Origin of the sequence: Arthrobacter sp. NPDC056886 (assembly GCF_042788715.1) — a bacterium.
Taxonomy (GTDB): Bacteria; Actinomycetota; Actinomycetes; order Actinomycetales; family Micrococcaceae; genus Arthrobacter.
Window position 1 is genome coordinate 182,589 of sequence record NZ_JBHUBT010000003.1, and the last position, 26,948, is coordinate 209,536.

Consider the following 26,948-nt stretch of genomic DNA (forward strand, 5'->3'; position numbering starts at 1 on the left):
CTGTGTCGAGCGAGCGAACCATCGCCACCCCGCCCAGGGCGGACGCAGGTTCTCCGGCGAGCCGAAAATCGAGCTACCGCCCCGAAGTCCAGGGCCTGCGCGCCCTCGCGGTCCTCATGGTGGTCACGTACCACGTGTGGCTGGGCCGGGTTTCCGGCGGCGTAGACATCTTCCTTCTCATTTCGGCATTCCTGATGACCCTCAGCTTCACGCGGAAAGTCGAAAGCGGCGCGCCGCTCCGGCTGCTGAGCCACTGGCTGCATCTGCTCAAACGCCTGCTGCCCGCCGTCGTCGTGGTGATCCTCGGCGTCCTCGCCGGCACCTGGGCCATCCTGCCGCAAAGCCGCTGGCCCGACGTCCTCGAGCAGGCCTGGGCCTCCCTGCTGTACCGGCAGAACTGGCTCCTGGCGGACAGCGCCGTGGACTACTACGCCCAGGACCATTCGGGCGCGAGCCCGCTCCAGCACTTCTGGTCACTCTCGATCCAGGGCCAGGTGTTCGTGCTCTGGCCGCTCATCTTCGCCGGCACGGCCCTTCTTTCCCGACTGCTCCGTCGCCTGCTCAGCCGAGGGACCGGCCAGGACCACGCGCTGCTGCGATACCGGTCCCTGCTGGCCGTGGCCTTCGGCGCCATCTTCGCCGTGTCCCTCGCGTACTCGATTCAGCAGACCACGTCGAACCAGGCCCACGCCTACTTCGACACCGGCGCCCGGCTCTGGGAGTTCGCCCTCGGCTCGCTCCTGGCCCTCGCCCTGCCGTACCTGAAGCCGGGCAAGATCCTGCGCGTCGTACTGGGCTGGGCCGGGCTGGCGGCCATGCTCTCCTGCGGGCTGCTGCTGACCGTGGACCGTTCCTTCCCCGGATTCATCGCGCTGTGGCCCACGCTGGCGGCCGCCGCGATCATCACCGCCGGCCAAAGCGGCAGCCGGTTCGGCGTCGACCGCTTCCTGACCTGGAAACCCCTGGTGGCGCTGGGGGACAACTCCTATGCGCTCTACCTCTGGCACTGGCCGTTGCTGGTCCTGGCCCTCGCCGGGGCGGGCATCACGGCGCCAAACCTCTTCCAGGGGCTGTGCATCGTTGCCGCGTCCGTCGTTCTGGCCGTGCTCACCACCCGCTTCGTCGAGAAGCCGCTGCGCGAGTGGCACTGGCCCAAGCGCCGCGCCTGGCGGACCGCCGTCGTGATTGCCGCCTGCGGTGCCTTGCTGGCCGGTCCCGTTGCCGTGTGGCAGAGCCAGCTCGTCGCCGACGAGGCCGAGGCGGCGTCCCAGCCCAAGGAACTGACCCCCGGAGCGGCCGCCCTGGCACCGGAAAACGCCGGAAAACCCACTCCGGAAGCGAAAATCATCCCCGCGCCGGCCGCGATGAAGAACGAGTGGGCTGACATCGACGGGCTGTGCACGGACGGCAACGTCGCCAGCGACCCCTTGCTGCAGGGCTGCCTGCAGAACAACAAGCCGGAGAAGGTCACCAAGCGGATCGTGGTGCTCGGTGACTCGCACGCCCAGCAGTACATGGCGGCCCTGGGCCCCATCGCGAAGAGCCACGGCTGGGAAGTGGTCACCCTCCTGAAGGGCAACTGCCGCTTCGGCGGGGAGTCCCCGGAGCGGGACGCGGACTGCAACGCCTTCAACAGGGCCAGCACACAGTACGTCCTGGACCACCGGCCCGACGCCGTTTTCACGGTTGCGTCCCTGACCCACAAGGAAGCGCCGTTCGAGACCGAAGTGCCGCAGTACCTGGAGGGCATCAAACCCTTCACCGACGCCGGCATGGACGTGGTGGGCATCCGCGACAACCCCCGCTTCAACATCAACATGCCCGAGTGCGTCCAGAAGAACGGCGAGGACGCGGCGGAATGCAACGTGCCGCAGCAGGAATCGCTCGCGGGGTCCTCGCCGCTTGACGCGTACCGCGGCCAGGTGCCCAGGCTGGCCCTGATGGACATGAGCGATTTCATCTGCGCCAACGGAACCTGCCCCGCGGTGGTCGGCAACGTCTACGTCTACAAGGACGACAACCACCTGACCAAGACCTATGTCCAGACCATGATCCCCATGTTCGAGAAGCGGCTGCTCGCCGCCACCGGCTGGAAATAGGCCGGCCCGGCCGGGCGGCCGGGCCCGTAGGAAGCCAGTCCCGCCGGGCGGGGGAGCCCTGCGGGCATGGTTCGGCTCACATTGAAGCCGCACATTACTGCCCCGGAATATGGCTATCGCCGCCAAGGTTCTACTATTTATGCAGGACTTCTGCACGACCTTCTGCATAACCTTCTGCACAGACCAGACCCGTAATGACGGGCTGGTCATCTGTTGCAACCCCTACCCGTGAACCCCGTAACCCAAGGTAAGAGGCGCACTCATGACCCAGCCCGAACACAATCCCTTCGGCTTCATCGGCCTGACGTACGACGACGTCCTGCTCCTGCCCGGCCACACCGACGTGATCCCCTCGGAAGCGGACACGTCCTCCCGGATCTCCAAGCGCATCACGGTCCAGACCCCGCTGCTCTCCGCCGCGATGGACACCGTCACGGAGTCCCGGATGGCCATCGCCATGGCACGCCAGGGCGGCCTGGGCGTCGTACACCGCAACCTCTCCATCGCCGACCAGGCCGACCAGGTGGACCGGGTCAAGCGCAGCGAATCCGGCATGATCACCAACCCGCTGACCATCGGCCCCGAGGCCACGCTGGCCGAGCTGGACGAGATCTGCGCACGCTACCGCGTCTCCGGTCTCCCGGTGGTGGACGAGGGCAACCGGCTGCTGGGCATCGTCACCAACCGCGACACCCGCTTCGTGCCCGAATCTGACTTCCCGCTCCGGCTGGTCAGCGACGTCATGACCAAGATGCCGCTCGTCACCGGACACGTCGGCATCAGCCGCGAGGAAGCCTCGCACAAGCTGGCCACGAACAAGATCGAGAAGCTCCCGCTCGTGGACGAGCAGGGCCGGCTCAAGGGCCTGATCACCACCAAGGACTTCACCAAGGCCGAGCAGTACCCGCTCGCCACCAAGGACGACGCAGGCCGCCTGCGCGTCGGCGCGGCGATTGGCTTCTTCGGCGATGGCTGGGAACGCGCCATGGCGCTCATCGACGCCGGCGTAGATGCCCTCTTCGTGGACACCGCTAACGGCCACTCCCAGGGTGTGCTGGAGATGATCCGGCGGCTCAAGTCCGATCCGGTCGCGGCGCACGTGGACATCATCGGCGGCCAGGCCGCCACCCGCGAAGGTGCCCAGGCACTGATCGACGCCGGTGCCGACGGCATCAAAGTCGGCGTCGGTCCCGGGTCCATCTGCACCACCCGCGTGGTGGCCGGCGTCGGCGTCCCGCAGATCACCGCCATCTACGAGTCGGCGAAAGCCGCCATTCCCGCCGGCGTCCCGCTGATCGCCGACGGCGGCCTGCAGTACTCCGGTGACATCGGCAAGGCGCTCGTCGCCGGCGCCGACACCGTGATGCTCGGCTCCCTCCTGGCCGGTTGCGACGAATCCCCGGGCGACCTGATTTTCGTCAACGGCAAGCAGTTCAAGAGCTACCGCGGCATGGGCTCCCTTGGCGCCATGCAGACCCGCGGCAAGAACACGTCCTATTCCAAGGACCGCTATTTCCAGGCCGACGTCTCCGGCGATGACAAACTCATCCCGGAAGGCATCGAGGGCCGGGTCGCGTACCGCGGTCCGTTGTCCTCCGTGGCGTACCAGCTGGTCGGCGGCCTCCGCCAGACCATGTTCTACACCGGCGCCCCGACCGTGGCCGAGCTGAAGGCGCGCGGCAAGTTCGTCCGCATCACCGCGGCCGGGCTCAAGGAATCGCACCCGCACGACATCCAGATGACGGTCGAAGCCCCGAACTACGGGTCGCGCTAAACCGCCGGAACTTCAGCGAACAGGCCGTGGGGACTTCTCCTCACGGCCTGTTCGTGTCTGCGCCCGGAACTAGGCTGGAGGCATGTCCGAACTCCTGCCGGCACGTGCGCCCAAACGCAAGCTCGCGCTCAAGCCCTACGCCCAAGCCGTGGCACAGGTGCTGCGCGTGAGTTTCCGGGCCTCACCCGCCGCCGTCGTCATGAAAGTCCTCGGCTCGCTGATCTCGGCACTGCTGCCGCTGGTCACGACTTACTTCGCCGCACTGACCACCACGGCGCTGGCGGCCGCCTACGCGGGCGACGCCGCCGCCGGCGGGCAGGCGATCGTCTACGTCATCATCACCGCGGCGCTCGGGCTTTTCTGGGGATCGTTCAGCAGCGTGGACCGCTACATCCAGCAACTCATGAGCTTCCGGGTCGGCGCGATCGTCGGGGATCTCATGTACGAGCGCTTCCTGACCCTGGACTTCTGGCGCTACGACGACAAAGAGACCGTGGACCTGTACGACCGGGCCAAGCGTTTCTCCGATTCCTATGCCCGCGTCCTGGACCGGATCGCCGCCATCTTCACGCAGCTCGTTTCCGTGCTCCTGGCTATCGGCGCGCTGTTGCTGGTCAGCTGGTGGATCGCCGTGATCGTCCTGGTCGCGATCGTGCCCAGCGTCTACCTGCAGTTCAAGCTCTCCCGCGAACAGATCGCGCACTGGAACACCCAGGTCGATTCCCGCAGGCAACGCAGGATGATCGAAACCAACCTGCTGCGCCCGCAGCACATCGCCGAGATGCGGCTCTACGGAATCGTCGGCCACCTGATGGGGCTGCGCTCCAGTCTGCGGGACGCCGACGAAAAGCGCCGGCTGGACTTCCAGAAACGCTACATTCCCAAACAGCTCGCGGCCGATGCCCTGCAGTACGGCGCCGAGGTGGTCTCCCTGATTTGGGTGGTGGGCCAGATCATCGCGCACGCACAGCCGGTGGGGCAGTTCCTGTACGTCCAGCAGATTGTCAGCCGCGCCCTGTCCACCGCCAACAACCTCGTCTCCTCGCTCAGTTCGATCGACGAGGACCTGGCAAACCTCAAGGACTACGAGCTCTTCATGGCGATGCCTGTGCAGTCCGGCCACGCCCCGCCCCTGCTGCAGGCGCCCAAAACGGTGGAACTGCGGGACATCCGCTTCACCTACACCGGCAGCGAACTGGAAGTGATCCGCGGCATTTCGCTGACCATCAGGCAGGGCCAGCACATCGCGATCGTGGGGGAGAACGGTGCCGGCAAGTCCACCCTGATCCGCATCCTGGCCGGGCTGTACCGCCCCGATTCCGGGCAGGTGATGCTCGACGGCGTCGACCTCGCCGCCGTCGACGTCACATCCTGGCACCGGCACCTGGCGGTGCTCAGCCAGGAGTTCCTCAAGTACGAGTTCGCCACCGCGGCGGAGAACATCTTCTTCGGCGATGTCGATTCGCCCCGCGACGACGGACGGGTCCGGCGCTCCGCCGCGGATGCCGAAGCCCTCGAATTCATCAACAAACTGCCCAACGGCCTGGACAACCACGTCAGCAACTGGATGGAGGACCCGCGCGGCCGGAAGGGCTCCGGGCTTTCCGGCGGCCAGTGGCAGCGCCTGGCGATGGCCCGGAACTTCTACCGCAACGCCTCCTTCATGGTGATGGACGAGCCGACGTCGGCCATCGACGCGCTGGCCGAGCATCGGATCTTCACGCGGCTCTTCGCGGACCGCAGCAGCACCATCATCGCCATCAGCCACCGGCTCGCCACGATCGAGAAGGCCGACGTGGTCTACATGCTCGAGGACGGCCGCATCGTGGAACAAGGCACCCACAAGGAACTCGTGGCGCTTCGCGGCCGCTACTTCCGGATGTTCGAGTCCCAGCTGACCGTCCCGGATGCCGAGAACGTCAGCGGCGAGTGAGGGGAGCGGCCCGGTGCTGGTGGTTCCGGCAACGTGTCCGAGGAAAATCCAGCGCCGTCCGCGGCGCCACAGCATGACGCCGCAGTACGCCGAAGCGGCGCCCCGCGTCCGCTGGGATAACCTAGAGCAGTGACTTACGAGATTGAGATTGGCCGAGGCAAGCGTGGGCGTCGTGCCTACTCCCTGGATGACATTGCGATCGTCCCCAACCGGCGCACCCGTGACCCCAAGGACGTCTCCGTCTCCTGGCAGATCGATGCCTACAAGTTCGAGATGCCCGTCATCGCGGCGCCGATGGATTCGGCCATGTCGCCGGAAACCGTCATCGCCCTGGGCCGCCTCGGCGGACTCGGCGTGCTCGACCTCGAAGGCCTCTGGACCAGGTACGAGAACCCGCAGTCCGTGCTGGACGAGATCGGCGGCCTCGCGGACGAGACCAACAGTCCCGCCGTCACCCGGCGCATGCAGGAGCTCTACCAGGCGCCGATCCAGCCCGAGCTGGTCACCTCGCGCCTCGCCGAGATCCGCGCCGCCGGCGTCACGGTGGCCGGTTCCCTGACCCCGCAGCGCACGCAGGAACACTACAAGACCGTGCTGGCCGCCGGCGTCGACATCTTCGTCATCCGCGGAACCACGGTCTCGGCCGAGCACGTCTCCAAGGACCACGAGCCGCTGAACCTCAAGCAGTTCATCTACGAACTCGACGTCCCCGTGATCGTCGGCGGAGCGGCCGGCTACACCCCGGCCCTGCACCTGATGCGCACCGGTGCCGCCGGCGTGCTGGTCGGCTTCGGCGGCGGAGCCACCACCACCACCCGCCGCGCCCTGGGCATCCACTCGCCGATGGCCTCCGCCATCTCCGACGTCGCGGCCGCCCGCCGCGACTACATGGACGAATCCGGCGGACGCTACGTCCATGTGATCGCCGACGGCGGCATGGGATCCTCCGGTGACATCGTCAAGGCCATCGCCATGGGCGCCGACGCCGTGATGCTGGGCAGCGCCCTGGCCCGCGCCGACGAAGCCCCCGGCAAGGGCTGGCACTGGGGCCAGGAAGCCCACCACCTCGAACTGCCCCGCGGCGACAGGGTCAACGTCGGAACGGTGGGCCCCCTCGAAGAGGTCCTGTTCGGACCGGGCCACCACACCAACGGCACCTCCAACCTCATCGGCGCGCTGCGCCGTTCGATGGCAACCACGGGCTACTCGGACCTGAAGGAGTTCCAGCGCGTCGACGTCGTCGTCTCGCCGTACGCCGGCAACTGAACCCCAAGCTGGCGGTTGTTTGGCCCTGCCCATCCGGGAAACTTGGACGTAGTCTGGTGCCCTAACGAGGTTTGACCCGGATGGAGGCGTGACATGAACAGTTTTCCCGGCGGTTCTGCCGTGGCCGGAGGTGCCCTTGGGCCTGCGGAACGCGAGGCTTCAATCGCGGTGCTCAGGGACAGCACCGCCCCCGGCAAAGAGCTCGACATCCTGATCGTTGGCGGAGGCATTGTGGGTGCCGGTGCCGCCCTCGACGCCGTCACCCGCGGGCTCAGCGTCGGCATCGTCGAGGCCAATGACTGGGCCGCGGGGACGTCGTCGCGCTCCTCGAAGCTGATCCACGGTGGCCTCCGTTACCTCGAAATGCTCGACTTCGGCCTGGTCAAGGAGGCGTTGCACGAACGCGGCCTGATTCTCTCCGTGCTGGCACCGCACCTGGCCCGGCCGGTCCCGTTCCTGTACCCGCTCCACAAGCCGTTCCTGGAACGGCCGTACATTGGCGCCGGGATCGCCCTGTACGACGCGATGTCCATCACCGGCGGGCACAGCCGCGGCGTCCCTTTCCACAAGCACCTGACCCGGCGCGGAACCCTGCGCGCTGCCCCCAGCCTCAAGGACGACGCCTTCGTCGGCTCCATCCGCTACTACGACGGGCAAGTCGACGACGCCAAGTACGTCGCCAACCTCGTGCGGACCGCGGCGCACTACGGCGCCCACGCGGTCAACCAGATGTCGGTTGTGGACTTCGTGCGCGAAGGCGAGCGCGTGGTCGGCGCCAAGGTGGTCAACCACGAGGACGGCTCCAGCTTCAAGATCCGGGCCAAGCAGGTCATCAACGCCACCGGAGTCTGGACCGACGAAACCCAGGCGATGGTGACGGACCGCGGGCAACTCAAGGTGCGGGCTTCCAAGGGCATCCACCTCGTGGTGCCCCGCGACCGGATCCAGTCCACGGTGGGGCTGATCCTGCGGACCGAGAAGTCCGTCCTGTTCGTGATCCCCTGGGGCAGGCACTGGATCATCGGAACCACGGACACCGACTGGCACCTCGACAAGGCCCACCCCGCGGCCTCCAGCAAGGACATCGACTACCTGCTGGAGCACGTCAACAAGGTCCTCAAGCGCCCGCTGACCCGAGAGGACGTCGAGGGCGTCTACGCGGGGCTGCGTCCGCTCCTGGCCGGGGAAAGCGACTCCACCGCGAAACTCTCGCGGGAACACGTGGTGGCCCACCCCGTACCGGGCCTGGTGGTGGTGGCTGGCGGTAAATGGACCACCTACCGGGTCATGGCCAAGGACGCCGTCGACGAGGCAACGCGCAGCATGGACGAGCGCGTCCCGCCCAGCTGCACGGAGTCCATTCCGCTGCTCGGGGCGAGCGGCTTCAAGGCAGCGTGGAACCAGCGGAACCGGATGGCGGAGGAGACCGGCGTCCACGTGGCCCGGATCGAACACCTGCTTAACCGCTACGGTGCCATGGCGCCGGAGGTGCTGGCGCTCATCGCCGACAACCCGGAACTGGCCGAGCCGCTGCCGGGCGCGGACGACTATCTGGCCGCCGAAGCCGTCTACGCGGCCACGCACGAGGGCGCCCGCCATATCCAGGACGCCCTGACCCGCCGCACCCGGATTTCGATCGAGGCGTGGGACCGCGGTGTGTCCGCCGCTCCCGTAGTCGCTAAACTAATGGGAGACGTTCTCGGCTGGAGTGATGCGCAGCGCGAGAGCGAAATCAAGCACTATCTGGCCCGGGTTGATGCCGAGCGCCTGAGCCAGCAGCAGCCGGACGACGAATCCGCCGACGCCGCACGGCTGGGCGTGGAGGACATCGTGCCCCTGCGCTGAGACGCAGCGCCGGCCGGCAGTGCAGATTACAACGCTAGTCATTGGACTGCCGGCCGGCGTGCACTGACGCCACTTCGAAGGGACATCTCTTGGCGGAACCACTGGACCGGTACGACGCCGAGCTCACCACACCCGAGATGGTGATCCTCGAAATGGATGCCACGGACAAGCTCGACGCCACATCCCAGCTCGCGGAGCGCATGCACGCGGCCGGACGAATTTCCGATCTGGAGGGATTCCTCAAACAGGTCAACGCCAGGGAGCACCAGCTCGCCACCGGCCTGCCCGGCGGTGTGGGCCTGCCGCACGCCCGGAGCGAGCTGGTCTCCCAGACCTCCATCGCGGTCGGCATCACGAAGTACGGCAGGGCGCTGGACTTCGGCGCAGCGGACGGCCCGGCCACTGTGATTCTGCTCATCGCCACCCCGGCGAGCTCCTTTTCCGATCACCTCGAAGTGCTCGCGACACTGGCACGCTCACTGTCGAAGGAGTCCTTCCGCGAGTCGCTCCGGCGCGCCTACGACGCCGAAGTGATCGCCGAACTCATCAATTCGAGTCTGGTGTTCTTCGACCACTAAAAATCGGCTTGCCCACTGTAGGGGGCAGGCCCTTTCGGAGGCCCGTTTCGCTGTTCTACACAGGGACGAAGTACGGTTAAGAGGTGCTGAAAACTGCCCTCAAACCCCGCTGGATCGCAGGACTCGTGTTCGCGATCGCCATTTCCGGGGTCTTTGTGCTGCTCAGCCAGTGGCAGTTTGGCCGTTCAACGCAGGCGGAAGCCCCGGTTTCCACCACAACGGAGGAGACGCGCCAGCTCACCGCGGTCCTGCAACCGGGTGGATTCTTCCCCGGGTCGGTGGCCGACCAGATGGTCTCCGCCACCGGCACCTACGATCCCCAGAAGCAGGTCCTGGTCGCGGGCCGGCTCAACGACGGGGCGAAGGGCTACTGGATCGTCTCCGCCTTCGCGGTCAAGGATGCCCCGGTCCTGTTGGGCGGCGGGGCCACGCCGCAGACCTGGATTCCGGTCGCGCGCGGCTGGGTGGCGGATCCCGCGGACGCCGTGGCGCCGCCGTCGGGCACCATAGAACTGACCGGACGGCTGCTGCCCTCCGAGTCCCCGCTGCCGCAGACCGATCCAGGGCCCGGCCGTGCCAGCGCCGTCTCGGTGGCCGAGCTCATCAACGACTGGAACGTCAGCAGCTACCCGGGCTTTGTCGCCGCGAGGACCGAACTGTCCGGCGGCACCGACGTCGGGCCCTCCGCCGCCGGCGGCGCCGTCAAACCGCTCCGGATCGGCCCGCAGCCGCCCGCGCAGCAGCTCAACTGGCTGAACCTGTTCTATTCCGTGGAATGGGTGGTCTTTGCCGGCTTCGCGTTGTTCATCTGGTGGCGGCTGGTCAAGGACGACTACCGCCGGGACCTCGAAGACGAGCTTGACGAGGAACTGGCCGGGGACGAGCCCCGCGCCGGACCCCACACGCCCGAAACCCATGCGGCCGAACCCCACTCGGCCGAACCCCACGCCGGCGCACAGGCCACCGACCCGCATCCCACAGCCCCCCACCCCACAAACCCGAGAGTGCAATCATGATCGAGCCCCAGCCAGCCATCCAGCCGCAGACAACCAACGGCACGGGGAAGGCCGGCAAGAAGCGCCGCTTCGGCGGCACCGAGGCCCAAATCCGGTCCGCCCTGAAGTTCTACAAGGTGCTCGCTTACCTGACCGGCACCATGCTGCTGCTGCTCTGCGCCGAACTGATCGCCCGGTACGGCTTCGGGCAGTACCTCTTCGCCGGCGGCACGAACGCCGTCACCGGCCAGCCGTTCGGCTTCGGATTCGCCGACGCCGAGCCTCCCGGAGTGATCGGGGGCGTCAACCTGTCCATCACGGTCCTGATCGTGCACGGCTGGATGTACGTCGTGTACCTGATTTCCAACTTCCGGCTCTGGTCGCTCATGCGCTGGCCGTTCACCAAGCTCGTGGTTATGGCCCTGGGCGGCGTCGTGCCATTCCTGTCCTTCTTCGTCGAGAAGAAGTTCCACGCAGAGGTCGAGGCCGAACTCGCAGCGAACCCGCAGGCTCCGCAGAGGTACTAAGCCCCCGGCGGTTCTGAACGCCGGCGGTCCTGAACCCCGCGGTCCTGAAGGGGGACACGACGCCGGCAGCCGCCGTCGGGCGTGTGAGTTCGCTTACCTCCGCCCGTGATTCGGGGCCCGCGCCGGCTTCTCAATGTGCGGGCGGGCAGCGGTGCAAAGTAGGCTAGTGGGGTGACTACTCCCTCTGCATCCCAGACGTCCCACAGGCCCGTCCTGGTTGTTGACTACGGTGCCCAGTACGCGCAGCTGATTGCCCGCCGCGTCCGGGAAGCGAATGTGTATTCGGAAGTGGTTCCGCATACCTACAGCACCGAGCAGCTGCTGGCCAAGAACCCCGCCGCGATCATCCTCTCGGGCGGCCCCTCGAGCGTCTACGCCGACGGCGCCCCCCGCGTCGGCGCCGACCTCTTCGAGGCCGGTGTCCCGGTCTTCGGCATCTGCTACGGCTTCCAGGCCATGGCCAACGCCCTCGGCGGCAAGGTGGCCCAGACGGGGCTCCGTGAATACGGCGCCACCGAGACCACCACCCTGGGCGAGGGCCGCTCCATCCTGGCCGGCATGCCCCAGCACCAGAGCACCTGGATGAGCCACGGCGACTCCGTCCATGAAGCGCCCGAGGGCTTTGAGGTCCTCGCGACGACGGCGGGCGCCGACGTCGCCGCGTTCGCCAATGAGGACAAGCGCCTCTACGGCGTCCAGTGGCACCCCGAAGTCAAGCATTCGGCCTACGGCCAGCAGGTCCTGGAAAACTTCCTCTTCAAGGGCGCCGGGCTGGAACCGAACTGGACCACCGGCAACATTCTGGAAGAACAGGTCCAGCGCATCCGCGACCAGATCGGCGACTCCAGGGTCATTTGCGGCCTGTCCGGCGGCGTCGACTCGGCAGTGGCCGCAGCCCTGGTCCAGCGCGCAGTCGGCGACCAGCTGACCTGCGTCTTCGTGGACCACGGGCTGTTGCGCGAGGGCGAAGCCGAACAGGTCGAACGTGACTACGTGGCCGCCACCGGCGTCAAGCTCTACGTCGCCAACGAGCAGGAGCGCTTCCTGAGCGCCCTTGCCGGCGTCAGCGACCCCGAGACCAAGCGCAAGATCATCGGCCGCGAATTCATCCGCGCGTTCGAGGAAGCCGAACTGGCGATCATCGCCGAAGCAGCGGCACACGGTGAAAAGATCAAGTTCCTCGTCCAGGGCACCCTGTACCCGGACGTCGTCGAATCCGGCGGCGGCGAAGGTGCGGCCAACATCAAGAGCCACCACAACGTGGGCGGGCTCCCCGAGGACCTGCAGTTCGAACTCGTTGAGCCGCTGCGCGCCCTGTTCAAGGACGAGGTCCGCGCGGTCGGTGCGCAGCTCGGCCTGCCGCAGGAAATCGTCGGACGCCAGCCGTTCCCCGGCCCGGGCCTCGGCATCCGGATCGTCGGCGATGTCACCCAGGAACGCCTGGACCTGCTCCGCAAGGCCGACGGGATCGCCCGCGCCGAACTGACCGCCGCCGGACTGGATGACGAAGTGTGGCAGATGCCCGTGGTGCTGCTGGCGGACGTCCGCAGCGTCGGCGTTCAGGGCGACGGCCGCACCTACGGACACCCGATTGTCCTGCGCCCCGTGTCCTCCGAGGACGCCATGACCGCCGACTGGTCGCGGCTGCCCTACGATCTCCTGGCCCGGATTTCCAACCGGATCACCAACGAGGTGGACGGCGTCAACCGCGTGGTGCTGGATGTGACCAGCAAGCCGCCGGGAACCATCGAGTGGGAATAGCAATGTGAATGGCCGGCCTTTCGAGGCTGGCCATTTCATTTTTCTTCCTGACAATTCGAGCTGAATTTCGCACCGCCCAGTGTTGCGGCCCCGCACCTGCGGGGGATTCGGGCTACCCTCGAAAGCATGCCGGTATGGTCCAAGGCGTCCCGCGCCAGCCAGACAACCGCGAGCACACACCACGCGGTCAGGGAAAGCGCGAACGCAACACAGACGAGCGTTGATACGTCGAACGCGCCAGAGTCGAGCCCGCCACGGTCCGGCACAGAGAAGTCGAGCACAGAAAAGAAGGCAGCAGTGTCAGTTGGTCAAGGCCACCCCGAGGGCTCCGAGGAGTTCAGGAAATGGCTGTCGGGGCTCAAGCCCGTCACCGGAGCAGACACCATGCTGCGCTTCACCAAGACGCCCGAAGGCTCGATCGACCTCACACATGCCCATCCGTCAGGGCTTGCCCAGCTGATGGCAGGCCGGCGCACCCGGCTCTCCACCCTGATCCGCGACCGCCAGCAGTACGTCGTGGCGGCCAGGGCATCGCGCAACCTGCGCTCCAAGATCTTCGAACTCGCCAATGACCGCGGCATCGACGCAGGCTATTTCTCCGCCGGCACGGTCGTCTGGACGTCTGCCGTCGGGGGCAAACCGCAACGGATCTCGGCCCCGGTCATGCTCGCCGCCATTTCCCTCACGGTGCGCCCCGGCGAGGACGACTACGAACTGCAACTCACCGAACAGGCGCAGATCAATCCGGCACTGGTCCGGCACCTCAAGTCAGTCCACGGGATCGTCTTTGACGTCAACGCGGTCACGCGGATGGCGTACAGCACGGCCCGTTATGACCCCCAGCCCGTCCTGGACCGCCTGGGCACCCTGGTCCAGCCGATCCACGGCGCGGAGATCGAGCACAACCTGCTCGTCTCCACCTTTTCCGACCTCTCCGGCAACCTCGATGATCCGTGGATCAACCAGAACAACCCCATTGTCACCGCGCTGGCACGGTCCGGTTCCGGCGAACGGGTCGATGTGCCCGCACTGGTGCCCGGCCGCTTCCCCAGCACGGATGAGCGGGACCCCGCCGAGGAGCTCTTACTGCTCGACGCCGACACGGACCAGCAGTATGTCATCGACGCCGTCCGCGCCGGCGACTCGCTGGTGGTCAGCAGCCCGCCGGGCACCGGCCAGACCCAGACCGTCATCAACACCATCGGCGCCCTCGTGGACGAGGGGAAATCCGTCCTGGTGGTGGGGGACAGGCGGGCCAGCCTCACCGAGATCTCCGCACAGCTCGATGGCCTTGGCCTCGATTCCGTGCTCCTGCAGCTGACCGGCAACGCCAGCCCGCTGCAGCTCAAGGGCCAACTGGTCCGGGCGATTGTCCGCAACGAGAAGTCGCTCCAGCCGCAGCTGAGCAACCTGCACGCCACTCTGACCGGGCACCGCCACGCCCTGATGGAGCACGTCGCCTCCCTGCACAACGTCCGGGCGCGCTGGGGCTGTTCGCCGTACGAGGCCATGCAGTCGCTGGCGGAGCTGACCTCCATCCAGCCGGCGCCGGCGACGACGGTCCGGCTCAAGCGCAGCGTGCTGGACAACATCCGCGACCGCGAGGAGCTCGCCGGCCGGCTCCGCCGCGCTGCCGAGCTCGGCAGCTTCAGCCGCGCGTCGACCACCAGTCCGTGGCACGGCGCGCGCCTGCTCACGCGCAAGGAGACGCAGGAAGCGCAGAACGTCGCCCAGTCCGTGGCAGAGAAACTGCCCTTGCTGCGCGGCCGCATGGACGCCGTGGCGGAACACGCAGAGATCCGGCTCGGCGGGACCTTCGCCGAATGGGGCGAGCAGATCGAGCTGCTCGTGGCCGTCCGCGAAAGCCTGGACAAGTTCACTCCCGACATCTTTGACCGGCCCGTCCATGATCTGATCTCCGCCACGGCGTCCTCCAGCTGGCGCAGGGAACGCGGGATCGAGATGCCGTCCATGCAGCGCTCACGCCTGCGCAGGGTAGCCAAGGAGTACGTCCGGCCCGGCGTGCACATCGCGGACCTGCACAGTTCCCTGGTCCTCGTGCAGGAGCAGCGCGCCGCCTGGTCCGGCTACGCCACCACGCAGCGGCACCCGGCCGTGCCGTCCGGGCTGGCCGAAATCTCGGGCCTGTACCGGGAACTCGCTGCTGAACTGGCCGAACTGGGCCAGGCGGTCAAGCACACCCCCGCCGGCGGTGACCTGGACCGCGCGCCGTACGATGAACTCCTGCCCCGGGTGCGGCGGCTCGTCGCCGACACCGCGACCCTGGAAACCCTGCCGGAGCGAACCTTGCTTGTCGAGAGCATGCGTGAGCACGGCCTCGGAGAGCTCCTCGCCGACCTTGCCGAGCGCGAGGTCCCGGAACGTTCCGTGACCGCCGAGCTGGAGCTGGCCTGGTGGCAGTCGGCCCTGGAAGCCATGATCAGCGGCGACGACTACCTCGCCATGTCCGACGGCGACGCCCTGCGCCAGCTTGAGGCCGAGTACCGTCTCGCGGACAACGCCCACATCGCCAGCGGCGCTGCGCGGCTGCGATGGAACCTGTCCGAGCGCTGGCGTGCGGCAATCGCGGCGTACCCCCGCCAGGCCGAGCTGCTGCGCAGCCTGCTCAAGGACGGCCGGGTGACCCTGGCAGCCCTGAGCGGCCAGGCGCAGGAGCTGCTGCCCACCCTCGTGCCGGTCTGGTCCGTCAGCCCCTACCTCCTGACCGGCCTCCTGCCGATCGAGCAGACCTTCGACGCCGTCGTGATCCTGGACGCGGAGACCACCTCGCTGCAGGCGGTCCTCCCGGCCATCGCCCGCTCCCGGCAGGTCATCGCCTTCGGCGACGAACAGATCGCCAGCCCCCGGACCTTTACCGTGGGCGTCGAACGGCTCGCGGCGGGGGAGAGCTCCTACCAAAGCGTCGAGAGCTCGTACCGGGCACTCTCCGCCGTGCTTCCGGTCCGGAACCTGAGGACCGTCTACCGTGCGGTCGATGAAGACCTGGTCCGCCAGCTCAGCAAGGGTTATTACGGCGGGGAACTTACCAGGCTCCCTGAAGGACAATCCGCCACGGGCCTGGACCGCACCCTCAGCGTGGAGTACCTCCCCGATGGCACGGGGCTGCCCAGCGCCGACCACGACGGCGTCGAATCGGTTGTTGCCGAGGTGAACCGCGCGGTGGAACTCGTCTTCGAGCATGCCCGACTCCGGCCCCGGACTTCGCTGGCCGTGGTGACCGGCAGCCTTCGCCACGCCGCCCGGATTGGCGAGGCCATCAGGGCGCAGCTGCCCAACTACCCCATGCTCGGCAGCTTCTTCACGGCCGGGGACGAGTCCTTCCGCGTGGTGGATCTGGAACGGGCCCAGGGCCTGGTCCGTGACCACGTCATCTTCTCGCCGGGCTACGGCCGCACTCCGCATGGGCGCACCCTCCACAGCCTCGGGCCGCTCTCCGCCGAAGGGGGCCGGGCCAAATTCGCACTGGCCATGACGCGTGCCCGCCGTTCCCTGCACGTGCTCAGCTGCTTCCGCCCCGAAGACCTCGATGTTAGCCGCCTCAGCCATGGCGCCGTGGACTTCTACGAACTGCTGGACCGTGAGATCGCGGGCAATACAGATCTTGGCAGCCCCGCCTCCCGGGCCGCGGCCAGCGAGCAGGCGCTCGGCGCCGATCCGCTGGTGGCCGACCTGGGCGACCGGCTCCGCGCCCGTGGGGCACGGGTGTGGCACCAATACGACGGCGTCCTGAACATGGTGGCGGCAGCCGATCCCATGACGACGATCGGCCAGGACGATGCGGAGATTCCCCGTCCGGTAGCGATCGAGTCAGATGGCACCGGCCAGTACCGGCGGATGAGCGTCCGGGAACGGAGCCGGCTCCGGCCCCAGCTCCTGGAACGGCTTGGCTGGCGCTACATGCCACTATGGACCATAGAGGTCTTCACCGACCCTTCGGCCTGCGCCGACCGGATTGGCGGCTACCTCGGGCTGGAGAAGCCTCCCGTTTCCAGCCGGCTCCGGACATCGCACGGGTTCTTTGACGACGACATCGAGCACCTGGCGATTGACGAGGCGCGGGCCGCGGAGCACCACCTGGCGGACGAACCCGCGGCACACGTGCTCCGGGGCCATGAAACTGCGGGCCAGGAATCGCGCCGGCAGGAACCAGCACCAGAAATGACAGGCAATACAGGCAGTAAGGAGGCCGGCAGCATGAGTGCGGACGGCGACATCCAAGACAACACCAACAACACCGGCAACACCGGCCCCGACGAGCGCGACGCGAGCGGAGGCGCTGAGCCCAGAACCGCTGAGCCGAAGTCCGACGAGCTGGCCGGAGAAGGGCCCGGCCAGGGCGCGGCCACGGAGGCGTCCCGCCGTTCGGAGGCGCAGGCCGCCGTCCCCGAAGGCGTGCTGCCGAAGAAAGCTTCGGAAGACGACCCCCGGCGCTGGGGTGACCAGCCTGACAATTACGATCATGACGCGTGGCTCCAGGAGCAGAAGCCTCCGCACTGGGGCTGACGTTGTTACGGGCGGCGCTGCGCTTGCGGGCAATGCTGCCGGCGGCAACCGTCGGCGCGGACTGCCCGGGCCCTAGACCGCCTGAGGGCTCCCCGGCCTCTAGCCCGGCGCGGCCGCCACAAGCACGAAGAACAGCTTGCCTTGGGTAGATGCGCCCGCCAGTCTTCGTGCCTGATCGGCCGCCGCTGCTACCACCACCAGCCCGTCAGTCTCCGCGGTGGCGGGCCACGGCCCTGCCTTGCCGCCCGGCACTGACGTCCAGAGCACCGGAACGGCTTCGGCCAAGATTTGGCTTTCGCCGGCCCGGTCAAGGCCGCTGCCGGCGGTGAGCACCACGTTGACGAGCTGCCCGGGGGAAACCAGCTGGACGGAGGCCGGATCCGCCATCCTGAGCGGCACGGCCGCAGAGCCGGGCGGGCTTCCCGCGAGCAGGCCCGGGCCCAGGATCTGGGCGTCGGTGAGGAGTTGGCCCCGGCGAAGCGGTGCGGCCAGCTGTTTGCCTTCGAACGCGGCCTCGGTGTCGGGATTGCCGACAGGCACGAGGCCCGGCGGCACGCTGACGCTGCTGACATCGCCGGGTACCAGGGTCTTCCCGGCAGGAAGATCTGCCGCTGCTGCGAAGGCAACGACGCTGTCAGCGGGCGCGGGAGTTAGCTGCTGAACCGTCAGGCCTGCGGGGATGCAGAACAGGAGGGCCGCGATAAGCCGCCGGTTCCGGTTCAACCAGCCGCGCACGCGGTGCTGCGGCGGACGACCGCGGGGCGGCCGCTGCCGGCGGGCATCCGTACGACGGTTCCGGTTCCGGAACGGCCGGCCAGCCGCGGATAATGTGGCGGCAGGAACGTTGGCGGGGCGGAACACCGCACGGGCCCAGCGGCCGGAGCCCTCCACAGGCATTGGGCGGGAGGGCAGGGACGAAACCCGGAACGAAGCCGGGTACGACGTCCAGAGCGAAGTCGGGGAAGCCGTGGAGAGTGAAAGATCCATGCCGCCACGCTACGGACCCGGACGCATCGGCGGGAGCGGCGGAATCGCCTATGTGGACAACGGCCAGCAGGCTCAAGAATTACCCTGCCTCAGCCGGCCGCCGCCCAAGCAGCAGCCACTGGCGGCCCGGGATCTGTTGGCCCGCCCTAAGCCGGCTCTGTTAGCCCGCGGCGGCGGGTGCAGGTGCGGGGGTGGCGGCCGGAGCTGCAGGCGCCGGGGAAACGGTGCTGCCCTTGGCGTCGCGCGAATCGGTGCGGTAGAAGCCGGAGCCCTTGAACACTACTCCGACGCTGTTGAACTTCTTGCGCAGCGTGCCCTGGCACTCGGGGCAGGACGTCAGGGAGTTGTCGCTGAATGACTGCACGATCTCGAAGGCGTGGCTGCAGTCCTTGCAGGCGTATGCATACGTGGGCACTGGAAATCCTCACTCTGGGGCAAACGAGCAGGTCCCGTGCTGCCGAGCCGGATCACTGCCGATATGTCTATCGACCGGTTCCGCCCTTAGCAGTCGCAGGGCCTGAGTGCTAATTCTATCACCTTGGCCCGGACCCCTATCAGCCGGGCGGCATCAGCCCAGCCGGATGATCCCGTCCGGCGTCAGGGCGGCGTCGACCTTCCGGTCGAACGACTCAGCGGGAATGCTGCCCGCGGGCAGCACCTCCGTGTCATAGACGACGGCGGCAGTCGGCAGCGCCGCGGCGTCGGACGCCTCGCCGGCCGCAGGGGACAGGGTGGCCAGGGCGGCAAGGAACTTGTCGTAGTAGCCGCCGCCTTGTCCGATCCGGTTGCCCGAGAAATCCACGGCGGTGGCTGGGAGGATGATTGCGGTGGCGTCGCGCATTATGGCGGTGCCGTGGCGGTCTCCGACAGGCTCCTGGATGGGCGCGTACCGGCTGCGGACAAAATCGGACTGCGGAGTCCAGTACACCCAGCTGAGCTCGATTTCGGGTTCGCAAACCGGAAGCAGCACCCGGTGCCCGGCGCCGGTCAGGGCAGTCAGCAGCGGCAGCGTGGGCGGTTCGGCGCCAACCCCGAGGTACGCCGCGAAGATGGCCCGCCGGCCGCGGGCCAGTCCGGAGGCCCACTGGAGCCCATGGCGGGCGATGCCCGCCGCGGCGGCATCCTGTGCGGCCAGCGGGAGTGCGGAACGCCTTGCCCTGTGGCTCGAGCGTATTTCCTCTTTTGACGCCATGCTGGCCCGTCCTCTGCCTCTAGCGGCCGCGACGCGCCGGGGACGGCCGCGGGAAGGTTCGACTAAAAATTACGCAATGATTGGTCCCTCCGTTAGATTAGTCGAGTGAATACACCCAACGCTTCCGTCCGTAAGGCCGTCATCCCCGCCGCGGGCCTTGGTACCAGGTTTCTTCCGGCGACGAAGGCCATGCCCAAGGAAATGCTGCCTGTCGTTGACAAACCGGCCATCCAGTACGTCGTTGAGGAGGCCGTGAATGTCGGCCTGAACGACATTCTGATGATCACTGGCCGCAACAAGCGGGCGTTGGAGGACCACTTCGACCGCGTTCCGGCGCTGGAGGCCACCCTCGAGGCGAAGGGCGACACGGCGAAGCTTGAGTCCATCCAGGCCGCCAGCAACCTCGGTGACATCCACTACGTCCGCCAGGGCGATCCCATGGGCCTCGGCCACGCCGTCCTCCGGGCCAAGCAGCACGTCGGGCAGGAGCCGTTCGCCGTCCTCCTGGGCGATGACCTCATCGACGCCCGCGATGAGCTGCTCAGCACCATGATCGAGGTCCAGGCCAAGACCGGCGGGTCCGTGGTCGCTCTGATCGAGGTGGATCCGTCCCAGATCAGCGCCTATGGCTGCGCCGACGTCGAGGCGCTCGGCGGTGAGGACTACGTCCGCATCAATCAGCTCGTGGAGAAGCCCGACGTCGAGGACGCCCCGTCCAACCTCGCCGTGATTGGCCGCTATGTGCTGCACCCGGCCGTCTTTGAAGTCCTTGAGCGCACCGCGCCCGGCCGTGGCGGAGAAATCCAGCTGACTGACGCGCTGCAGGAACTCTCGGCCGGCACCGGTGAGGGCTACGGCGTGTACGGCGTCGTCTTCCGCGGCCGCCGCTACGACACCGGCGACAAGCTCAGCTACCTCAAGGCCTGCGTCCAGCTCGCCTGCGACAGTGAGGACCTCGGCCCGGGCCTGCGCGAATGGCTGCCCGGCTTCGCCTCCACGCTGGCCCCCAGCCTCGCAAAGTAACTCCCGTGGGGGGCAGCTTCACCTGGCCGGTGACCCTGGAGAGTGGCGACATCGTGTTGCGCCCGATCCGGTACCGGGACCGGAAGGAGTGGACTGCACTCCGGTCCCGTAACTGCGAATGGCTGGCCCCCTGGGAGGCATCAAACCCGGTCCCCGGCGGCGGCCTGCCCGACTACCGGCAGATGGTGCGCTCCCTCAAGGCCCAGGCCGCGCAGGCCACTGCCCTGCCCTTCGTGATCGCGGAATGGACGCCCGGCCACCAGGCCCCGGTGATCGTGGGGCAGCTGACGGTGTCCTCGATCGTGTGGGGATCGGCCATGATGGCGACGCTCGGCTATTGGGTCGACAAGGAGCGAGCCGGCCGGGGGATTGCCCCGACCGCCGTGGCCATGGCCACGGATTATTGCTTTGGCACCCTTGGCCTGCACCGCATGGAGATCAACATCAGGCCGGAGAACGCGCCGAGCCTGCGGGTGGTGGAGAAACTCGGCTTTCGCGACGAGGGATTCCGGCCCAGGTACTTGCACATCAACGGGGAATGGGCGGACCACCGTACCTTCGCGCTCACCGCTGAGGAAGTGCCGGAAGGCCTCCTCGCACGGTGGCTGAGGACCCGCCAGGGCTGAGCCGGTGATGGCCGCCTGACCAGCCACGACGCCCCGACGCCTACCAGTGGCCGCCGCGCGCGCGACACACCTCTGACAATGCGGGGCAGCACCCCATATACCTCATACGGTTTTGAGTGTGGACTTCCCTCTTAGCAGCTCTGTGATCCTTGTCATTGCTGTTGCGCTCTGGATCGTGTGGGTGGCGCCCTACGTTCTCCGGAACGGGCGTCACCAGTTGCAGCCTGCAGGCGAATTTCTGGCGGACGTCATAGACATGGAACCAGCAGATCCACATGCGGGGAAGGTTATGAAAATGGCAGCGCAGCAGGAGAAACCCATGATCAGCACCCAGCGCGCAAAACCGGCCGGCGGCACTCCAGGTCCTGGTACCAGCACCTCGGCCACGTCTGGAGGGAATCCGATGTCTGCGGCAACTTCCCCGACGTTCCGGATTCGATGGGGACGGCTGGTGCTGGCGGTCGCCGGACTTCTGTCCCTCCTCACGGGAGTCGTATCCGCGGCCCTTCGGCTCTTCGGGATCGGTTCGGGCTGGCTCCCGGCCGTGGCCCTGCTGGGTGCCGTCGCCGCCGTGGCGCTGCTCCGCCGCCTCGCGGTCCGCGACCGCCGGCGAAAAATGAACGCCGCGTTCCGTGCCGCCATGGGCAGCCCGGAACGCCCCACTGCGCGGCCCTCAGCGCCCGAGCAGGTCCCCTCCCTTCCTGCCGGCTCTCCCGGTGCCCGGCCTGAAAGCCCGCTCTTCGACGCGGAAGCGGGCCGGGTCACGCCCGAGCCGGCGCCGAAGCCGCTGACCGCATTGGAGCTCCGCCAGGCCGCCCTCGCAGAAGCGGCAGCCTCGGGGGATACCTCGGCGGCTGTGGCTGCCGAAACGGCGGCAGCTACGGAGGGCTCCAGCTGGGAGCCCGTCGAGGTTCCCAAGCCCACCTACGTCGAAGCGGCCAAGGCCGAACGCGCAGCTCCCATGCCCCTTGACCTTCCTGAGGCGCCGAAGGCCGTCGGGAAACCGTCCCTCAAGCAGGCCTCCGGGCGGCCGGCCGCGTCGGATGCGCAGACCGCCGACGATTCAGAGTCAAAGCAGCTCAGCAAGGCCCAGAGCGCCCTGAGCAACCTGGACGATGTCCTCCAGCGGCGACGCGCCTGATCCGGTCTGTTCTTCCGGAGATTTCGCCCCGGGCAGCCAGCAATGGCCGCCCGGGGTTTTCGTTTCCCCGCAGCATCGCCGGCGGGCTTCGTTGCGGTAGCCTCGGGTCATGACCAGGATCTGCGTCGCCGGCGGAACCGGCCAAGTTGGCCGTGAAGTGGTGCGCCGGGCGCTTGACGCCGGGCACTCGGTGGCCGTCCTCAGCCGTAACCCGCCGCCGGCCGGGACCGCCGCCAACATCGGGGACGCGGAATACTTCCGCGCTGACGTGACCACGGGCGAAGGCGTCGCGGCAGCCCTGGCGGGCGCCGACGTCGTGATCGATTGCCTGGAGGGACGCTCCGGGAAGGCGCCGGGCCGTCATGTTGTCCATCGTGAATTGCGATCGCAGCAACTCCGCCTTCTACCGGTCGAAGGCCGCCAAGGAACACGTCTATGAGCTGTCCGGACTGGAGACAGTGGTGGTCCGTGCCACCCAGTTTCACTCGTTGCTGGCGATGATGTTTGGCGCCGGCTCGAAGGTACGGGTCATCCCCGTGGTGCGAGGCGCGCGGTTCCAGCCGGTGTCGCCGGCCGACGCGGCCGCGGTGCTCCTGGAAACCGCCCTGGAACCGGCGCCGGTTCCAGCTGCGGGACCGCGGCACCGGGTGCTGAACCTCGGCGGCCCGGAATCCAAGGACATGGCCGACTTTGCCCGGGAGTGGCAGCGGGCCACGGGCGTCAAGGGCCAACTGGTGCGCCTGCCCCTGCCCGGCGCGATGGGACGCTATCTGCGCGAGGGGCTGAACCTGGTGCCGGAGGCACGACACGGCAACGAGACATTCCGCGGCTGGCTGGAAAACAGCGCAGATAGTTTGTAGCCTAGGGACACCGGCAACGCCGTTCCCTCAGGACCGGCGTTGCTTCGGGGCTATAGCTCAGTTGGTAGAGCGCTTCGTTCGCATCGAAGAGGTCAGGAGTTCGAATCTCCTTAGCTCCACCCTTTTCAAGGCTCATGCCATGCGACCCGCGGCTGCAGGCCGTCCGTCGGCGCACTTTTCCATAGGCATGCTGGGATTCAGGTGTCAGACCCGGGCCGAGTGCCGCATCATCAAAATATTCTCCAAGAAGCCGCCGCGGGGTCGATTTCACGTGCTAGGTTTGCGGCAAAGCCGCGGCCATAGCCGGCAGTTTCCGTTCTCTTGGGGGGAGTGACGATGATCCCGAACCACAGCCAGCTCATCAATCTCGCTCGGCGCAGATCCGGGTTTTCTTGCCGGCCGTTTCGTTGCCGAATTTTCGGCGTCTTCGGGCCAGGAAGGGGAGCGGGGCACCTTCCGATACTTCGGGGCCGGCTACAGGCGGACCTGGAAGCTTTGAAATCAGGAGCAGCATGACCGCAGAGATCAGCTCCCGGACGGCGTCGAACGTCAGTCTGCACGTCGGCGCGCCGGGACCCGCCGTGGCCGCCGAGGCGGCAGCGCTCCTCAACGAATCCCTCGGCTCTGGTTTCATCCGCCCATCGGATCTGGCGGAACTCACGGTCCAGGGCGGGGGAGTGCTCATCCGGGCGCGCAGCCGGGAGGGTGATCTCCTTGGCGCAACGACCGCGCGCGTCCTGGACCAGAAGTCCCAGATGGCGCTGCAGAACCGCCTGCGTCTCGCCACCGCCGACGCCGGCTTGGCCGGGCGCCGCGTCGGCGAAATCAAGTCCATTGTCGTCCGCCCCGCGGCCCGCGGGATGGGCCTCGGCACGATCATGCTCGCGGCCTGCCTGGACTTTCTGAAGGCTGGCGGCTGCCGCTACGTCGTCTCCGCGTCGTGGGTCTCGGCCGATCCGCAGCACTCGTCCCTGGGAATGTTTGAGCGGGCCGGCTTTGCGCAGCTGGCCACCATCCCCAGCTACTGGGCGGACGACCAGAAAGCGGCCGGCTACCTCTGCCCCATGTGCGGCCCCGATTGCGTCTGCGCGGCCATCATCCTGGGGCTCCCACTCGAGGACGGACCAGCTAGAGCTCTTCCTTGGCGCGGGCCTTGGTCTGGTCCGGTGTCGGCCGTCCCAGGCGCCGGTCGAGTGTGACGCGCAGCCTGGCGGCCGCGACCTGAACCCGCTGCTGAGAGGCGGTCGCAGGGCTGGAAGCGTTCACGGGGATGTGCTGGGCAGCGGGATGTTCCTCGTGCCCGGTCACGGACTTCCACGCGATGTCCAGGAGTTCGAGTTCCTCGTCCCGGGCCAACTCACTGCTGGCGAGCACCTCCAGCGCCGCCAGCCCCAGGGCTCTGGTGTCCTCGTCCCGGTCCAGGGCACTGTCCAGCGCCCATTGTGTCCGTTTCCACCACTCGGCTCGGTCATCGGCGATGGCCCTCTGGCGCAGTGTCTGCCAGGCCATGAACGCTCCCACAGCTGCCGCTATGAGCACCGCAACAGGGGCAAGCGCGGCAACGATCTGCCACCACTCGGCCGGACTTGGGTGGAGGAAGACTTCAACCGGAACTGGAGTCGGGGCAGGCGTTGGCGGCATGCGATCAGCCTAAGCCGCGGCCCGGAACTCGGACGAGGACGCGCAGCGGATAATCTCGCGATCGGGGCCAACGTGTTCTGCCGCTAGCCTTGTCAGTAACACGAGGAGAATTATGACCACCCTGAAAGAACGCCTGCACGCCGACGTCGTGACCCACATGAAGGACCGCAACAAGGTTGCCCTCACCACTGTGCGCAATGTCCTCGGCGAAATCGAAACGCGCGAGAAATCGGGCAAGACGCCGATCGTACTCGACGACGCACAGGTGACTGCCCTCCTGCAGAAGGAAGCCGCCAAGCGCCGCGACACGGCCCGCATCTACACCGAAGCCGGCGAAGCCGAGCGTGCGGCCGCGGAGATCGCCGAAGCCGAGGTGATCGAGGCCTACCTGCCCAAGCCACTCACCGCAGCAGAAGTCGAGTCGATCGTGGACGAGGCCATTGCGGCGCTCAAGGCCGACGGCGTCGAGCTGTCCATGCGCCAAATGGGGGCAGTGATGAAGCCCGTCACCGCCACGGTGGCCGGACGTTTTGACGGCAAGGCCGTCAGCGAAATCGTCCGCAACCGTCTCGCGCAGCAGTGAGCCTGATCCGGCTGCACGACGTCGGCGTCCGCTTCGATAACACTCAGATCCTCCGCGAGGCGTTCTTCCGCCTCGAGCCCGGGGACCGGGTGGGCCTGATCGGCAAGAACGGCTCGGGGAAGACCTCCATCCTCAAGCTCATCCTGGACCAGGTTTCCCCGGACGCCGGAACGGTCACCGTGGAGCAGGGAACCAGGGTGGGGTACTTCTCCCAGTTTTCCGAGCTGGACGGCGAGGCGACCATCCTTGAGGTCCTCGACGGACTGTTCGTCCAGATCAAGGCTGCCGAGGCCGAGCTGGCAGCCATCGACGCCGCCATTGCGGCAGACCCTGCCGAGGCAGAGCTGGACCGGCTGATCGGGCGCCAGGCCGAGCTGTTCGAGGACATGGACCGCCTCGACGGATGGGACTACACGCGGCGCATCGCCGCCGTCCTGACCACGCTGGGGTTCAGCGAGGCCCACCGCACGTGCGCGATTGACGAACTCTCCGGCGGCTGGCGCAACCGCGCTGCGCTGGCCAAGATCCTGTTGGAGGGTCCGGACGTATTGCTGCTGGATGAGCCCACCAACTACCTCGACGTTGCCGGCGTCGAATGGCTGGAAAACTGGTTCCGCGACTACCGCGGCGCCGCGATCATCGTCTCGCACGACCGGAAGTTCCTCGATGCGGTGGTTACCCGGATTATCGAGGTGGAGAACTTCCATCTGCACGAGTACCCGGGAAACTTCGCCGAGTACGTTGTCCAGAAGCAGTTCCGGCTCAAAACGCTCGAGGCGCAGTTCGTCCACGAGTCCGAGCTCCTCGCGTTTGAAGCGGAGGGCATTGCCGACCGCCGCGAGGCGGCCAAAGCCGCAAGCCGCGGGTTGGGGAACCAGCTGGCCAAGATCAAGAAAGCGCGCACGCCCCGGCCCGTGGACCAGATCGTCACGGAGATCTACGGCGGGCTGCACGTGAAGGATGTTCTCTGCCGGGTGGAAGGACTGGGCAAGTCCTATGGCGAGAAAGTGTTGTTCGAGGACCTCAGCTTTGAGATCCGCCGTGGCAACAGGATTGTGGTCCTGGGCTCCAACGGCAGTGGCAAGTCCACGCTGCTGAAAGTGCTGACCGGGGAGGAGCCGACCGATGCGGGTGAGGTGGTCTGGGCCAAGGGGCCCGGTTTTGTTTCGTACAACAAAATGCTCGAAGAACTCGACGACGCCGACACCGTTTCGCACGCGGTCAACGCGCTGCCGGACAGCCTCGCCTTCAGCGCCACAAAGAAGTCCGTCAACAGGTTCCTCGCGATGTTCCAGTTCTCCGAGGCTGACCTCAAACAGAAGATCGGGAACCTCTCCGGTGGACAGAAAGCCCGCGTCGCCATGGCCCAGTGCCTGCTGTCCGGCGCCTCGGTGCTGCTCCTGGACGAGCCCACCAACCACCTGGACATGTCCAGCACCCAGGTGATGGAGCGGGCACTGCTCCACTTCCCCGGGGCGGTCGTCGTGGTCAGCCACGACCGCTTCTTCACCGAGAAAATCGCAACCCGCAAGCTGGTCTTTGGCAGCGACGGCGCGGAACCCGGCGAGATCGACGTACGGGCGGCCTGACGGA

22 protein-coding genes and 1 tRNA gene are annotated in these 26,948 nt (G+C 67.4%); 19 read left to right on the forward strand and 4 right to left on the reverse strand.

Annotation, left to right across the window (positions count from 1 at the left end; translation table 11 throughout):
• The first annotated feature begins 2 nt into the window (after nucleotides 1-2).
• The 10 genes from ACFRJ8_RS06640 to ACFRJ8_RS06685 all read left to right on the forward strand — a co-directional run bounded on the left by ACFRJ8_RS06640 (nucleotide 3) and on the right by ACFRJ8_RS06685 (nucleotide 17,302).
• Nucleotides 3-2,099: an acyltransferase family protein gene (locus ACFRJ8_RS06640; protein WP_377985333.1), complete on the forward strand. Its 2,097-nt coding sequence runs from the start codon at nucleotides 3-5 to the stop codon at nucleotides 2,097-2,099.
• Between the two features lie 262 nt (nucleotides 2,100-2,361).
• Complete coding sequence (gene guaB, locus ACFRJ8_RS06645; protein WP_377985334.1) at nucleotides 2,362-3,873, forward strand: IMP dehydrogenase; 1,512 nt, start codon at nucleotides 2,362-2,364, stop codon at nucleotides 3,871-3,873.
• Nucleotides 3,874-3,955: 82 nt separating this feature from the next.
• The gene (locus ACFRJ8_RS06650; RefSeq protein WP_377985335.1) at nucleotides 3,956-5,806 is read left to right on the forward strand and encodes an ABC transporter ATP-binding protein; all 1,851 of its coding nucleotides are present in this window, start codon (nucleotides 3,956-3,958) and stop codon (nucleotides 5,804-5,806) included.
• A gap of 129 nt (nucleotides 5,807-5,935) precedes the next feature.
• On the forward strand, nucleotides 5,936-7,072 hold the full coding sequence (locus ACFRJ8_RS06655; RefSeq protein ID WP_377985336.1) for a GuaB3 family IMP dehydrogenase-related protein: 1,137 nt from the start codon (nucleotides 5,936-5,938) through the stop codon (nucleotides 7,070-7,072).
• A 93-nt stretch (nucleotides 7,073-7,165) separates the two neighbouring features.
• Complete coding sequence (locus tag ACFRJ8_RS06660) at nucleotides 7,166-8,917, forward strand: glycerol-3-phosphate dehydrogenase/oxidase (RefSeq protein WP_377985337.1); 1,752 nt, start codon at nucleotides 7,166-7,168, stop codon at nucleotides 8,915-8,917.
• An 89-nt stretch (nucleotides 8,918-9,006) separates the two neighbouring features.
• Entirely contained in the window at nucleotides 9,007-9,495 is a 489-nt protein-coding gene (locus ACFRJ8_RS06665; protein ID WP_018773745.1) for a PTS sugar transporter subunit IIA, read from the forward strand.
• A gap of 83 nt (nucleotides 9,496-9,578) precedes the next feature.
• Nucleotides 9,579-10,511 (forward strand): SURF1 family protein, encoded by a 933-nt coding sequence (locus ACFRJ8_RS06670; RefSeq protein WP_377985338.1) that lies wholly within the window; start codon nucleotides 9,579-9,581, stop codon nucleotides 10,509-10,511.
• Complete coding sequence (locus ACFRJ8_RS06675; RefSeq protein ID WP_377985339.1) at nucleotides 10,508-11,017, forward strand: DUF3817 domain-containing protein; 510 nt, start codon at nucleotides 10,508-10,510, stop codon at nucleotides 11,015-11,017. The genes ACFRJ8_RS06670 and ACFRJ8_RS06675 overlap by 4 nt, the downstream gene beginning before the upstream one ends.
• Nucleotides 11,018-11,188: 171 nt before the next feature.
• Nucleotides 11,189-12,778, forward strand: a complete 1,590-nt coding sequence (gene guaA, locus ACFRJ8_RS06680) for a glutamine-hydrolyzing GMP synthase (protein WP_377985340.1) — start codon at nucleotides 11,189-11,191, stop codon at nucleotides 12,776-12,778.
• Nucleotides 12,779-13,075: 297 nt separating this feature from the next.
• Complete coding sequence (locus tag ACFRJ8_RS06685; RefSeq protein WP_377985341.1) at nucleotides 13,076-17,302, forward strand: AAA family ATPase; 4,227 nt, start codon at nucleotides 13,076-13,078, stop codon at nucleotides 17,300-17,302.
• A gap of 99 nt (nucleotides 17,303-17,401) precedes the next feature.
• On the opposite strand, the gene ACFRJ8_RS06690 is transcribed toward ACFRJ8_RS06685, so the two are convergent.
• The 3 genes from ACFRJ8_RS06690 to ACFRJ8_RS06700 form a co-directional block, all read right to left on the reverse strand.
• Entirely contained in the window at nucleotides 17,402-18,289 is an 888-nt protein-coding gene (locus ACFRJ8_RS06690) for an RcpC/CpaB family pilus assembly protein (RefSeq protein ID WP_377985342.1), read from the reverse strand.
• A 160-nt stretch (nucleotides 18,290-18,449) separates the two neighbouring features.
• Complete coding sequence (locus tag ACFRJ8_RS06695; protein WP_090575512.1) at nucleotides 18,450-18,704, reverse strand: FmdB family zinc ribbon protein; 255 nt, start codon at nucleotides 18,702-18,704, stop codon at nucleotides 18,450-18,452.
• A gap of 153 nt (nucleotides 18,705-18,857) precedes the next feature.
• Nucleotides 18,858-19,481, reverse strand: a complete 624-nt coding sequence (locus ACFRJ8_RS06700; RefSeq protein ID WP_377985343.1) for a 5-formyltetrahydrofolate cyclo-ligase — start codon at nucleotides 19,479-19,481, stop codon at nucleotides 18,858-18,860.
• Between the two features lie 105 nt (nucleotides 19,482-19,586).
• Between ACFRJ8_RS06700 and galU the strand changes: the two genes are divergently transcribed.
• The 7 genes from galU to ACFRJ8_RS06735 all read left to right on the forward strand — a co-directional run bounded on the left by galU (nucleotide 19,587) and on the right by ACFRJ8_RS06735 (nucleotide 24,330).
• A complete protein-coding gene (gene galU, locus ACFRJ8_RS06705; RefSeq protein WP_377985344.1) occupies nucleotides 19,587-20,504 on the forward strand; it encodes a UTP--glucose-1-phosphate uridylyltransferase GalU in 918 nt (305 codons plus the stop codon).
• A gap of 5 nt (nucleotides 20,505-20,509) precedes the next feature.
• Complete coding sequence (locus ACFRJ8_RS06710) at nucleotides 20,510-21,130, forward strand: GNAT family N-acetyltransferase (protein ID WP_277522389.1); 621 nt, start codon at nucleotides 20,510-20,512, stop codon at nucleotides 21,128-21,130.
• Nucleotides 21,131-21,533: 403 nt separating this feature from the next.
• On the forward strand, nucleotides 21,534-22,271 hold the full coding sequence (locus ACFRJ8_RS06715) for a hypothetical protein (protein ID WP_377985345.1): 738 nt from the start codon (nucleotides 21,534-21,536) through the stop codon (nucleotides 22,269-22,271).
• A gap of 109 nt (nucleotides 22,272-22,380) precedes the next feature.
• On the forward strand, nucleotides 22,381-22,710 hold the full coding sequence (locus tag ACFRJ8_RS06720) for an SDR family oxidoreductase (protein ID WP_377985346.1): 330 nt from the start codon (nucleotides 22,381-22,383) through the stop codon (nucleotides 22,708-22,710).
• A complete protein-coding gene (locus ACFRJ8_RS06725) occupies nucleotides 22,634-23,131 on the forward strand; it encodes an SDR family oxidoreductase (protein ID WP_377985347.1) in 498 nt (165 codons plus the stop codon). Before ACFRJ8_RS06720 ends, ACFRJ8_RS06725 begins: the two co-directional genes overlap by 77 nt.
• A gap of 46 nt (nucleotides 23,132-23,177) precedes the next feature.
• A tRNA-Ala gene (locus ACFRJ8_RS06730) sits at nucleotides 23,178-23,250 on the forward strand.
• Nucleotides 23,251-23,643: 393 nt separating this feature from the next.
• Complete coding sequence (locus ACFRJ8_RS06735; RefSeq protein ID WP_377985348.1) at nucleotides 23,644-24,330, forward strand: GNAT family N-acetyltransferase; 687 nt, start codon at nucleotides 23,644-23,646, stop codon at nucleotides 24,328-24,330.
• Here ACFRJ8_RS06735 and ACFRJ8_RS06740 read toward each other — a convergent pair.
• Nucleotides 24,260-24,772 (reverse strand): hypothetical protein, encoded by a 513-nt coding sequence (locus tag ACFRJ8_RS06740; RefSeq protein WP_377985349.1) that lies wholly within the window; start codon nucleotides 24,770-24,772, stop codon nucleotides 24,260-24,262. The two genes, ACFRJ8_RS06735 and ACFRJ8_RS06740, sit on opposite strands and share 71 nt — an antisense overlap.
• Nucleotides 24,773-24,884: 112 nt before the next feature.
• On the opposite strand from ACFRJ8_RS06740, the gene ACFRJ8_RS06745 reads away from it, so the two are divergent.
• A complete protein-coding gene (locus ACFRJ8_RS06745) occupies nucleotides 24,885-25,355 on the forward strand; it encodes a GatB/YqeY domain-containing protein (RefSeq protein ID WP_377985350.1) in 471 nt (156 codons plus the stop codon).
• Nucleotides 25,352-26,944, forward strand: coding sequence for an ABC-F family ATP-binding cassette domain-containing protein (locus ACFRJ8_RS06750; RefSeq protein ID WP_377985351.1), 1,593 nt, complete (start codon nucleotides 25,352-25,354; stop codon nucleotides 26,942-26,944). The genes ACFRJ8_RS06745 and ACFRJ8_RS06750 overlap by 4 nt, the downstream gene beginning before the upstream one ends.
• Nucleotides 26,945-26,948: the final 4 nt, after the last annotated feature.

Excerpts from the sequence above, each read along its gene's own strand:
- ACFRJ8_RS06715 (WP_377985345.1), top strand. The coding sequence starts at position 21,534 with ATGTCTGCGGCAACTTCCCCGACGTTCCGGATTCGATGGGGACGGCTG.
- ACFRJ8_RS06700 (WP_377985343.1), bottom strand. The coding sequence starts at position 19,481 with ATGGCGTCAAAAGAGGAAATACGCTCGAGCCACAGGGCAAGGCGTTCC.
- ACFRJ8_RS06650 (WP_377985335.1), top strand. The coding sequence starts at position 3,956 with ATGTCCGAACTCCTGCCGGCACGTGCGCCCAAACGCAAGCTCGCGCTC.
- ACFRJ8_RS06725 (WP_377985347.1), top strand. The coding sequence starts at position 22,634 with ATGTTGTCCATCGTGAATTGCGATCGCAGCAACTCCGCCTTCTACCGG.
- ACFRJ8_RS06720 (WP_377985346.1), top strand. The coding sequence starts at position 22,381 with ATGACCAGGATCTGCGTCGCCGGCGGAACCGGCCAAGTTGGCCGTGAA.
- ACFRJ8_RS06740 (WP_377985349.1), bottom strand. The coding sequence starts at position 24,772 with ATGCCGCCAACGCCTGCCCCGACTCCAGTTCCGGTTGAAGTCTTCCTC.
- ACFRJ8_RS06745 (WP_377985350.1), top strand. The coding sequence starts at position 24,885 with ATGACCACCCTGAAAGAACGCCTGCACGCCGACGTCGTGACCCACATG.
- guaB (WP_377985334.1), top strand. The coding sequence starts at position 2,362 with ATGACCCAGCCCGAACACAATCCCTTCGGCTTCATCGGCCTGACGTAC.
- ACFRJ8_RS06675 (WP_377985339.1), top strand. The coding sequence starts at position 10,508 with ATGATCGAGCCCCAGCCAGCCATCCAGCCGCAGACAACCAACGGCACG.
- ACFRJ8_RS06660 (WP_377985337.1), top strand. The coding sequence starts at position 7,166 with ATGAACAGTTTTCCCGGCGGTTCTGCCGTGGCCGGAGGTGCCCTTGGG.
- ACFRJ8_RS06690 (WP_377985342.1), bottom strand. The coding sequence starts at position 18,289 with ATGGATCTTTCACTCTCCACGGCTTCCCCGACTTCGCTCTGGACGTCG.
- ACFRJ8_RS06735 (WP_377985348.1), top strand. The coding sequence starts at position 23,644 with ATGACCGCAGAGATCAGCTCCCGGACGGCGTCGAACGTCAGTCTGCAC.